This window comes from Schlesneria sp., from assembly GCF_036405755.1.
In the GTDB taxonomy this organism is placed as follows: Bacteria; Planctomycetota; Planctomycetia; order Planctomycetales; family Planctomycetaceae; genus Schlesneria; species Schlesneria sphaerica.
The window spans coordinates 1-10,924 of sequence record NZ_DASWWZ010000652.1 but is presented as its reverse complement, the minus strand read 5'-3'; the positions used below and the strand labels follow the sequence as shown (position 1 = coordinate 10,924).

The window sequence follows — 10,924 nt, the reverse complement described above, 5'->3', positions numbered from 1 at the left end:
TCTCGGGGTACTGTCTGGCGACCGCCTTCGGACGTGCTCAGACACACGGTCACTCGTTTAGCAACTTTCTGTATCAGCGTGCCCGACGCATTTATCCCACATTCTGGCTTTCGATTGCGGTGATCATTGCGGCCCACTTCGGGACAGAGTTTCTCAAAGCGCTGGTAACGGGGGAATGGGGGGCGGTCAATACGGCCCGGTTCCGCCATTACAATTGGTTCGACTGGGTCAAAATCGCGTCGTTGACACAGATCTTCGATCAGCGTTTCGGCCTGTTTTTCGGGCGGTTCGGCAGCGTGAACGGGGCCTACTGGACTCTCGGGATTGAGTTTCAGTTCTATCTCATCGTCGCCTTGGGGCTGCTGCGGCCTCGCTGGTCGTTGTTTCTCGCCGCTGCTCTGACCGCCGTGTCGCTCGCCACGTTCTATCATCCTGTGTGGAAATTCCATGTGATGAACACGGGATCGTGTATCCCGTTCTGGTCCTGGTTCGCTCTGGGGGTTGCCGTTCATGCGCTGCTGAAGAATGGGTTGACCCCGGCAAGCCTCTTCCGACATCGCGAGCGATGGATCTCGGGAGCCCTCGTTGCCGGACTGGGAATCGCGTTTCTGGCGGTCACCGCGGCGGGATATGAGGTGGAACGACTTGTGTTTGCCGTCGGATTCGCGGTGGCGCTGTGGGCGGGGAAATCGCTGGATCTCCCGGAACCCGCGCCTCGCGCCGCCGGAGGATCGCTCGCCAGCTACGCTTATCAGGGACTTTGTGTACTGGGAGCCATGTCGTATTCGGTTTACCTGCTGCACAATCAGGCGTCGGAAAGCTGGCGCAGCCTTCTCAGGCTTGGCGGGATTCGAGGTTCGATTATGGCGGACCTGTTGTGTGTCGGTTTAACGGTGCTCTGCTGTTATCCGTTCTACCTGTACTGTGAAGCACCATTTCTGCGAAGCCGTCGGCGTCCTGTGAACGCTGAAGTTCCTGCCGAGGTACTCAGCCTGCCAACCGGGGACGAGGCGACTGCTGCGATCCGCAAAGCGGCGTGACGAGCGGCAACGACCGCTGGGGCCGGACGTCTACCGCCGCAGCCGCCGCAGGGTTACACTTTTGCCGCAATGGCGAATTTGCTGCGGCGGAGACCTCTTGTGCTTCGCACACAGGTAGCCCGGCGGACCGGGCAACCTGTGCTACCCGCTGCCAATGGGGGAGGAGGCGACTGCTGCGATCCGCAAAGCGGCGTGACGAGCGGCGTCATTTCAGGGGGCCGGGCGTCTGCGTGCAGCAAGTTGCCGTTTTGCCGCAATGACAAATTTGCTGCGGTGGGGACCTCTTGTGCTTCGCACACAGGTAGCCCGGGCGGACCGGGCAACCTGGGCTACCCGCTGCCAACGCGGGACGAGGTGCCTGTTGCGACGCGCAAAGCGGCGTGAGGAGCGGCGTCATTGCAGGGGACCGGGCGTCTGCGTGCAGCAAGTTGCCGTTTTGCCGCAATGACGAATTTGCTTCGGTGGGGACCTCTTGTGCTTCGCACACAGGTAGCCGGGAAGACCGGGCAACCTGTGCGACCCATGGGGCGTGCTGAACGGATTTTTCGTTTCACGACGGATAAACCCGGTGGGAGTGCCTCTCTCTTACGGGGCCGCATAAATAACTTGCGTAAGCCCTGAACGACCACAATACTGGCGTTTATGGACTCCCCCATCGCGCCGATATCTCAATCGACCCTGCCTGCCGGAAAATCCGTTGATGAGATTCAATCGTGGATCGTCAATCGGTTAGCGAAAGAGCTGCGCGTGGACTCGGGGCAACTCTCCGTGGATCGGTCGATATTGTCGCTGGGCGTCGATTCGATCCAGGTGGTGTCGGTGGTCTCGGAACTGGAGGACTGGGGCGGATTCCGGTTTCCCAGAAACCCATTGGAAGATGACATCACGATTCAGGAACTGGCACAGCAGGTGGTGGAATTGACGGGGAAGTAGCCATCAACGTCACTCCCGTCAGCGATGAGCGACTCTTCGAGGCCAACAGCGGTCGAGTCGTACCATTTCTGGCTCTGCTACTCGAACTTAGCCTGATTCTGGCAGTGGTCTACTCCTTTGAGATTGAACGACTCAGGCATTTCTTTCCGGTGCTCTGCGTGATTGTCGCCGGGTTTGCCATTCATGCCTGGCTCCCTGTTCAGCGCAAGGGCACCACCGAAACGGCCGGCTCCGTTGACGGGACGCGGGGCGCTCCGGCAATCAATTCCCATTTCAGCGGGCCAGTTCGGGCGAAGAGCCAACGTATCGATCTGCGACTCACCTTCTTTGCGTTGCTTTGTGTCGGCTGTGTGCTGTTCCTGCTCGGTATCGTCAACGGCCTGTCGGTGCTGGGGATCGGCGGACTCTTGATCGGGATTTGCTACCTCCCCGTGACGCACCCCTGGCGGGTGGGACTCTTGATCGTCGCTGCGACGTTGCTAGTGGCGCTGCGAGTCGTCTATCCGTTTCCGTTCTGGCCTGTCCTCGGGTCGATGTTCATGTTTCGCCTGATCACGTTCGTCTACGAGTCTCACCGGCAACAGACGACACCTTCTGTGGCCTGGGCCTTGTCGTACTTCTTCATGCTGCCCAACACCTGTTTTCCGCTCTTTCCCATCGTCGATTTCAAGACCTTTGTGGCAACGCGCTACGACCAGGATGAATGGTTGATTTATCAACGCGGAGTCGAATGGATCGTCCGGGGACTTGTCCATTTACTGATCTACCGCTTCATGAAGGCTTATGTTGTTCCGGACCTGTCAGAACTTTATGAGTTCACCCGGATCTCCCTCTTTGCGGCAACGAATTATGCGTTGTACTTACAGGTTTCCGGGCATTTTCATCTCGTGACAGGCTTGCTGCACCTGTTCGGATTCAACCTTCCCCGGACACATCATGGCTATTTTCTGGCCTCCAGCTTCAGCGACATCTGGCGGAGGATCAACATTTACTGGAAGGACTTCATGGCGAAGTACGTGTTCTATCCTTCCTTTTATGCACTTCGACGACGCAGACTTTCCATCAGCTATGCCATGTTTGTGAGTGTGTTGCTGGTTTTCCTGAGCACCTGGGTGCTTCACTCGTGGCAGACATTCTGGCTGCTGGGACGATTTCCGCTGACCGTTAACGATGGTTGCCTCTGGCTGGGAACAGGGTTACTGGTCGCTGTGAACAGCTTGCTGGATTCGCGACGTCACCGTGTTGTCTACCAGTCTCCATTTCTGCGAGCGTTCGTGACGTCGGTGCAGACGGTGGGGATGTTCTGTCTTGTCAGCATCTTCTGGTCCTGCTGGACGAAGCCTGGGTTTCTGCAGTTGGTTGCGAGCGCCTTAGAGCGAGCCGACGCGGTGCCGGGGATTGCCCGGGTGCTGATGGTGCTGTTGATTGCGGTCGGATTGGGGACCGTCCTGCTGTGGTTTTTGGGGCAACGGGAGGAGGGGACGCAACTCGTCGGAGTCACGGAATCGGGCGGTCCGCTGCAGCGCGAAGTCACCGGTCCTGGTCGAGACGGAGTCGTTGTCGATCAGACGTTCCGCCGTTCCGTCAGTCTGCATCTGGCGTTTCTGAGTCTGATGATCGCATTCATCTCGCCCGGTTTTTCTGGTCTGCTGCCAGATGAATTTGTCCGAGCGATTAGTCAGTTCCGTCACGATCCCACATTGGAACTTGCGGCGGGAGAGAAGCTGCAAAGCTACTATGAAGACCTGAATACCGCAGCAATTCAGGCAGGACCGCTGCTCAGTTCGCTGTTCACGGTCGACGGCCCGCAGCAGCGACAGGGGGAAGGGTTCCTCAAGATTTCCCGGCAGGCCGATGTCTACCAGGGAGTCGAACTGATTCCGGGGATACGGACGGAGCTGGATGGTCAGCCATTCTCGGTGAACGAATTCGGGATGCGTGATCGGAATTCGTTGACGTTTCAGAAGCCCGAGGGGACTTGTCGAATCGCTGTCGTGGGTTCCAGTATTGTGATGGGTTATGGCGTTGCGGATGACACGGTTTTTTCCCATCAGTTTGAGAATCTGCTGAATCAGGCGCTTCCCCGTTCCGCACACCGGTTTGAAGTTCTCAACTTCGGCGTTGGAAAGCAGTGGGCGGTTCAACGGACGGTGCGCATCCAGCGGAAGGTGTTTGGATTCTCGCCTGACGCCGTCTTTTACTTTGCGCACCAGGACGAATTCAAAGAGTTAGCGACACCTCTGGCGCAACTTGTCTCGTATCGCAAGGAACTCCCCTCTGATCCTCTGAAAGAAGTCGCCACACAGGCGGGAGTGACATCACGTCAGCCGCCGGGTGAGGTGCTAAGTCGGCTGACTCGTTTCAACGAAGAGATCCTGCGTGCCTGCTATCTGACCATTGTAGACGAGTGCCGGAGATTCAAAGCGGTTCCTGTCTGGATCTATCTCCCCATTCCCGGTGCCGACGATCGCGAGATCCGCGAAAAACTGTTTCCGATCGCGACTGAGGCGGGATTTATCGTTTGTGATCTTTCTGGCTGGACGAAAGGAGAGACTGAACTGTTCCCCGGCACCGAGTACCACCCGAATGCGCATGGTCATACGCTCGTTGCTGAGGCGCTGCTGAACCAGGTTCGGTCGAACCCGAAAACGCTGCCTGAGGATTGTCATCGGGACGGAACGACCGTTCCTTGAGAAGACGCGTTTCCGCAATCATTGGTTTCCATGCTTGTGAATATCGGCCACTACCCGACGCGAGGGACCGATGATTGTCAGGAGGGTGTTTCCTGCTTCCGTGTTGTGTTCTGATAGCGACCGGGATGAGGTGTTAGTGGAAAAACGTACCCTCCGTCTTGACAAACATCAGGTTCGTTTTATGCTCGATTAAGGTTGCTGTCTCCCAATCGCGACCTGTCTTGCTCATCAAATATTAGCTGATCGCTTCTAGTTTCCGCGAAAGCCGCCGGGGCCTGAGTCTCCGCGCGGCGTATTGTCATTATTCAATTTTCAGGAAATGGAGAAACCAGATGAAGGCTTACGCACGTCGGCAACGCGGCTTCACGTTGATTGAGCTACTGGTGGTGATTGCCATTATCGCTGTATTGATCGCTCTTCTCCTTCCTGCAGTCCAGCAGGCACGTGAGGCGGCCCGAAGAACACAATGTAAGAATAATCTCAAACAGCTCGCACTGGCTCTGCACAACTATCACGACACGTTCCAGAATTTCCCCGAGGCGCAATACATTAATATCGGTCTGCCGAACTCTGCCTGGGCCTGGTCGGTGATGATTCTCCCTTACATGGATCAAGCGCCACTCTACACACAGCTCAATATCAGCACGCAAATGCTTGAGCAGGCTGCTAACGATCCTGCTCGGCAAGCCCTGCTTTCGTCGCCAAAAGCGGCGTTTGTCTGCCCCAGCGACCCGGTTGGTCCCATCAACGTCAATCGCCCGTTCCTGCAAAAATCGACCGGTGGACTTTGCAGCGGTATGATCCTCTCTCAGACCTTGAACTTTGGTAAGTCGAACTACCTGGCCTGCAACGGCAATCACGATAGTGATGGAATCTTCCGGAGCGGCGGAGGTGCCGTATCGATTGCCAAAATTACCGACGGCACCTCGAACACGATTATGCTCGGTGAGCGAAGCAGCGTGAAGTGGGCCAAACAGACGGCCCCTGCGGGGCCCTGGGCGGGCGTCTGGGCCGGGCAGGAACTTTCCTGTGACGGAATCACGAACGTCTGGGCTCTGGCCGGGAAAACCGAATTCCAGATGAACGCCGGGACGCATAGTGATGTCGTGGGCAGCACCTCGGCAACCGACCAGCCTCTGATTGCGTTCGGCAGTGCACATACGGGTGGTGCTCAATTTGCCATGGCCGATGGCTCTGTGCGATTCATCAGTGAAAATATTCAATGGAATGATCTTCCCAACAGCTATGACGATGTCGGCATCTATCACCTGCTGGGCTCGATCAGCGACGGACGGGTCATTGGCGAATTTTGATGTGCTTGTCCGGCCTATGGGCGAACGGAGCGCACAAGAACTGCCCCGCGCGACCTGCCTGGCCCCAGACGAGAGAGACCCCAGACGAGATAGGGGCAACGGCCATCCTCGTCCTGGGGTTTCGCGAATGAGGCGCTTTCCAGGGGCTCTGGCAGTCAGTCGAGCGAATGGAGCTGATCGGGTTTACCGGAATTCAACGGTCTGGAACTTCACTGGGGCAGGGTCTCGATCGACCAGGCCTGGCGTGTACGATTGCGGCAACTTGAGACGGCCGGACCTCGAGATTTCCGCACCCCCGTGGTTTTCGACCCGAGATTGTTTGGAGATAGTCTATGTCATTGCACCGCAACTCGTCCCCTGCCAGGACATCGCTCGTTGCTCTTTTCCTCGTTGTATCGTCTGGCTGCGGACTGATGTCGGGCCCCAGCGAATACGAAAAGTTCAAGCAACGAGAATCGACGTTTGAGGGGCTGATTTCCAATGCCGGAGGAAGCGCCAGGAAAGAAGGCAAGTCGATGTACGGCTTCCATATGGTGGGCTGGATGATCGATCTTTCCGGAGCCACGCTCAGCGAGAAATTGATCACCGAGATGATTGAAGTCGCTCAGAACGACCCGGTCTTTGATCTCAACCTCAGCAATACGTCGATTACCGACGAACAGCTTGCCGAGCTCGACGCCGGCAATGTTCTCCAGAAAACTGTGATCCTGAATTTGTCTCAAACCCCGATCACCGATGCCGGACTGGACAGTCTCTCGAACTTTTATTGTCTGATGTCACTGAACCTGAAGGGGTCAAAAGCCACACAAGAAGGGGCACGCCGGATGGGTGAGAAAAAAATTGCGAATCCGCAGACGCCGGCGCCGTTCAAAACACAACCGAAACTGGAAATCTGAGTTCCGCGCGGCAGATGTCGAGCACCCGTCCCCGATGCGGCTGTGGGATTTAAGTGTGGGACCAAGCGGTGGAACGGGACTGCCTTGATTTGGTCTCAGTAGGTCATCGATTCCTTTCCTGTCTGCGGCTACGATGGAATTGTCATGGTCGCTTTTGCAGTTCCCCGTTTGATGTAATTCCGGCAATTCGATGCGGCAGTACCGCTCGCCATGCTTTGGCAGGAGGGGCTCATGTTCCAGATCCTCGGCTCACTGAATCCCTTTGCAGCGCACTGCAATCGCAGGAAGGTTCTGGAAATCGGAGCGGCTTCCCTGGGACTCCCGCAACTCCTTTGTCTCGAAGCTCAGGGGGCCCCTCAGGCCATTTCCACCTCGGATGGATTCGGCAAGGCGAGAAATGTCTTGCTGATCTACCTGCAGGGGGCTGCTTCCCAGTTTGAGACCTGGGATCCCAAGCCAGAGGCACCCGAAGGAATTCGGGGGAAGTTCGGCGCCATTTCCACCGCCGTTGCCGGAACATCGATCTGTGACCAGCTTCCCAAACTGGCTTGCCTGACGGACCGGATGGCTCTGGTTCGGTCGATGACCCATCCCCACAATAATCACTCGAACCTCTATACGCTGACCGGGGCTCCGGCGATCGATTTTTCGAACGAGACGAATCCTTTCGACTCACGGCATCGTCCGTTCTTTGGCAGCGTGCTGGATTATCTGGCAGATCAGGGAGGGGCCGAAGATCCGACGGATGTGCCGCGCAATATGGCACTTCCCTGGCAGTTTAGCGCCTTTGCCCCCTTCTCGCGGCGCGCGGGGCCGTACGCATCCTTTCTGGGACACGGCTACAACCCGGTCTGGACGGAATTTCATGGCAAGGCAACCAGGACTGTCCCCCGAGTTTCCTTCTTCCACGGGCTGAAGGACGTCGACGTCGCCGACCCGTACTTGGGAATCACTCCTGAAAGCCGGCTCAAAGTCTCGAAGGAAGCGCAACTGCGTGATGGAATCACACTGGATCGATTGAACCGGCGACGAAGTCTGGTCAGACAGTTCGATGATCAAAAGGCGTACCTCAACGATCTTTCGGCAGGGAAGGGACATGATCGCTTCGCGGCCAAAGCCTATTCCATGATCACGTCGGCCCGTGTGCGTGACGCGCTGGATGTCGGACTGGAACCGGCATCGTTGCGGGAACGCTACGGCATGACGCTGTTCGGCCAGTCCGCGCTGACTGGCCGCAGGCTGCTGGAAGCGGGGTGCCGGATCGTTTCGGTCTTCTGGGACGAATTCGAAGTCGTGAACACTGCCTGGGATACACACTTCGACCACTTCACCCGGCTCGGTGATGAACTGCTGCCGAGCTTCGATGCGGCGATGAGTACCTTGCTGCTGGATCTGGAAGAACGGGGCCTGCTGGAGGAAACTCTGGTCATGTGTCTGACGGAGCACGGTCGAACTCCCAAGATTGACACTCACATCCGGGGTGGAGGACGCGACCATTGGTCGTCTGTCTACAGCGTGATGCTCGCAGGAGCAGGAATCAAACCGGGTTGTGTGGTCGGGGCCTCGGATGCGACGGGCGCGTTTGTGAAGGAGCGGCCCGTGTCGCCCGAAGATATTCTCTCAACCATGTACCACATCAAGGGTATCGACCTTGAGACGACGATTCCTGATCTGCGCCAGCGACCAACCCGGCTGATTGATAATGGATCTGTGATTGAGGAACTGCTCGGCTGAAAGTCCTTTCACGATTCAGTACTCGCTTGCGTCGAATGAATCATTTCCAGAGTTCCTTTGAGATAGCTCTCCCGAACCATCAATCGCCGGGGTTTGCCACTACTCGTCCGTGGCACCGAAGCTTGCCGGAGCAACACAATTTCTGCAGGACTGATCCCAAAAGAGAGTGCTACCGCAGATCGGATTGCGCCCAGTATCTCTTCGAATGATTCGGGCTCCCTCGCCGTTCGTTTCAGCTCACTCGCAATGACCAATGCTTCGAGACCATTCTGGTCCACCGAGAAGGCGACGGTTCCACGCGGCTGTAGCGACGGGTGAGCCGACTGGACCACGTGTTCAACGTCTTCCGGATAAAGGTTTCTTCCTCGGACAATAATCAGTTCCTTCAGCCGTCCCGTCACGAAGAGATGCTGATCGGAAAGGAACCCCAGATCGCCGGTCCTGAGGAACCTGCGCTGTTCTCCATTCTCGCTGACATCGCGAAAAAGGGAGGGAGTCAGATCGTCTCTCTGGAAGTAGCCGGGGGTGACGGATTCACTGCAGAGATGAATTTCGCCAATCGACCCCTCGGCCAATGGCGTTCCTGTTTCAGGATCTCGTATCGAAACGGTTGAGCTGGCGAAGGTCGCGCCGCTGCCAACAATCTGTAATTCGTCGTCGCGACTAGGGGCCGGTTCAATCCGATTCTCTGCCAGGCCCCGCTTGCTGACCGCGCGGACAATCACCCCATTGCCTGCAGGCCCGCCGGTGGCCATCAGCGTTGCTTCGCCCAGTCCATAACAGGGAAAGAAAGAGCTTTCGCCGAAGCCCCAGGGAGAGAAACGGCTGGCGAACAGGCGTAATGTCTCCTCGCGGATCCGTTCGGCTCCCACAAACGCTACCCGCCACGAGGAGAGGTCGAGGCCCGACATTTCTTCATCGCTTATCTTTTCAACGCAAAGTCGGTAACCGAAGTCGGGGCCGCCACAGATATTGGCCCGCTGCGCCGCGATGGCCTGCAGCCAGCTCGCTGGACGGAACGCAAATTCCTCAGGGGGCAGACAGGTGCAAGTCAGATTCGTGAAGATGGTGGTGAGATAGCTCCCGACCAGCCCCATATCGTGATAATGCGGCAGCCAGGTCACCGACGAATCCTCACCCGTTCGAACCTGCATCTGGTCCCGAATCATAGTCATATTGGCGAGGAGATTCGCGTGAGTGATCTGAACCCCTTTGGGTCTCGCCGTCGACCCCGATGTATATTGCAGGAAGACCGTGTCGTGCGGAGCGAAGGCAAACGTCGGAAACTCGGCCGGCGCGCCACGCCATTCATTCGCGGTCATCACGGGCAGCGGGGCGAGCGCGGGGGAGAGTTGCTGGTCGGTTCGCCATAACGTGGCTGTCCCGTCGTCCGTGAGAATCAGCGTCGGTGCACAATCGTGACAGATTTCATCGAGTGACCTCGCATTGCGGCGCAAGTTTGGAGTTCTGAGCGGCACGGGAATCACGCCGCAGGCGACACAGCCGAGAAACGCTTCGCAGAATTCCGTCCCCGTGGGAAACAACAACAGCGCACGATCACCGGGACGAGTCTGAGAGGAGATGGCTCTGGCGGCGCGAGCGGCCCGTTCTGCCAGCAGGGAATAAGTCAGCGAGGCTGCGCAGTTCCACCGGGTCTCAGGGAACACGTACAGCAGCTTATCGGGCTGTCTAACGGCCGCATCCACCAGGCATGAGTAGATTGATCGCATCGGCACCGTCTCCTGTCTTCACAGGAACTATCCGGTGTGGATGCGAACTCCGCAAGTGGATTCCCGCCTTGCAGCAGCGAGCCGGGAGGGATGATTGAATCGCCTGCGCACGGAAGAAGAGCGTCATGAATATGCACCATCCACGGACCCCTGGCGGACGCCGTTCCGAGATGAACTTCACCTATGGAGATGGTATTGCGGACGGATATTGTCCTAACCTCTCGTAACTAGGGCTTCATCTTATATGGGCCGTGGATGGTGTAATGCTCAACGATTTTCGATCACGATCGGCGGCTTGATGAAGCGAGGAGGAAGCCGATGCCGACACTCATCAGGAACGCAGGGATCGGGTTGCGTGAAATCAGACTGGTCACGTCTGAGCAGACCCCATTCAGTCCTTGATTGTCGAGGAAATTGGCCGAGTTGGAAAAGGTCTGGGCGACGGCGGATGTTGCCGCACCAAGGGTTCCTTCTTGTGGCCCATGCTCGCGAATCGAACGAGCAGTCGCTTTCAGCCCACTACTGAGCGAGCCGCTCAGTTCTTCCGCTTTCCCTTCCACCGCGGAATAGGCATTTGCGCCCGCG

8 protein-coding genes are annotated in these 10,924 nt (G+C 57.3%); 6 read left to right on the top strand and 2 right to left on the bottom strand.

Going from position 1 to position 10,924, the window contains the following annotated elements; genetic code table 11:
- From VGE80_RS21650 to VGE80_RS21625, 6 genes are all read left to right on the top strand, one after another.
- A partial coding sequence (locus VGE80_RS21650; RefSeq protein ID WP_440594089.1) for an acyltransferase family protein occupies positions 1-1,040 on the top strand: 1,040 nt, incomplete at its 5' end.
- Positions 1,041-1,682: 642 nt separating this feature from the next.
- Entirely contained in the window at positions 1,683-1,973 is a 291-nt protein-coding gene (locus VGE80_RS21645; protein WP_373653304.1) for an acyl carrier protein, read from the top strand.
- A gap of 104 nt (positions 1,974-2,077) precedes the next feature.
- Positions 2,078-4,666 carry an SGNH/GDSL hydrolase family protein gene (locus VGE80_RS21640; RefSeq protein ID WP_440594088.1) on the top strand — a complete coding sequence of 863 codons (2,589 nt, stop codon included), beginning with the start codon at positions 2,078-2,080 and terminating at the stop codon, positions 4,664-4,666.
- Positions 4,667-4,998: 332 nt separating this feature from the next.
- Complete coding sequence (locus VGE80_RS21635; protein WP_440594087.1) at positions 4,999-5,979, top strand: DUF1559 family PulG-like putative transporter; 981 nt, start codon at positions 4,999-5,001, stop codon at positions 5,977-5,979.
- Between the two features lie 332 nt (positions 5,980-6,311).
- Entirely contained in the window at positions 6,312-6,875 is a 564-nt protein-coding gene (locus VGE80_RS21630; protein ID WP_440594086.1) for a hypothetical protein, read from the top strand.
- Positions 6,876-7,106: 231 nt separating this feature from the next.
- The gene (locus VGE80_RS21625) at positions 7,107-8,609 is read left to right on the top strand and encodes a DUF1501 domain-containing protein (protein WP_440594085.1); all 1,503 of its coding nucleotides are present in this window, start codon (positions 7,107-7,109) and stop codon (positions 8,607-8,609) included.
- Between the two features lie 8 nt (positions 8,610-8,617).
- Here VGE80_RS21625 and VGE80_RS21620 read toward each other — a convergent pair whose 3' ends face one another.
- Entirely contained in the window at positions 8,618-10,339 is a 1,722-nt protein-coding gene (locus tag VGE80_RS21620) for a fatty acyl-AMP ligase (RefSeq protein ID WP_440594084.1), read from the bottom strand.
- 281 nt (positions 10,340-10,620) lie between these two features.
- Positions 10,621-10,924 (bottom strand): hypothetical protein (locus VGE80_RS21615; protein WP_440594083.1); only part of this gene is annotated, 304 nt, incomplete at its 5' end.

Bases quoted from the DNA above. Each gene is read 5' to 3' on its own strand.
- VGE80_RS21625 (WP_440594085.1), top strand. From the start codon at position 7,107: ATGTTCCAGATCCTCGGCTCACTGAATCCCTTTGCAGCGCACTGCAAT.
- VGE80_RS21620 (WP_440594084.1), bottom strand. From the start codon at position 10,339: ATGCGATCAATCTACTCATGCCTGGTGGATGCGGCCGTTAGACAGCCC.
- VGE80_RS21645 (WP_373653304.1), top strand. From the start codon at position 1,683: ATGGACTCCCCCATCGCGCCGATATCTCAATCGACCCTGCCTGCCGGA.
- VGE80_RS21635 (WP_440594087.1), top strand. From the start codon at position 4,999: ATGAAGGCTTACGCACGTCGGCAACGCGGCTTCACGTTGATTGAGCTA.
- VGE80_RS21630 (WP_440594086.1), top strand. From the start codon at position 6,312: ATGTCATTGCACCGCAACTCGTCCCCTGCCAGGACATCGCTCGTTGCT.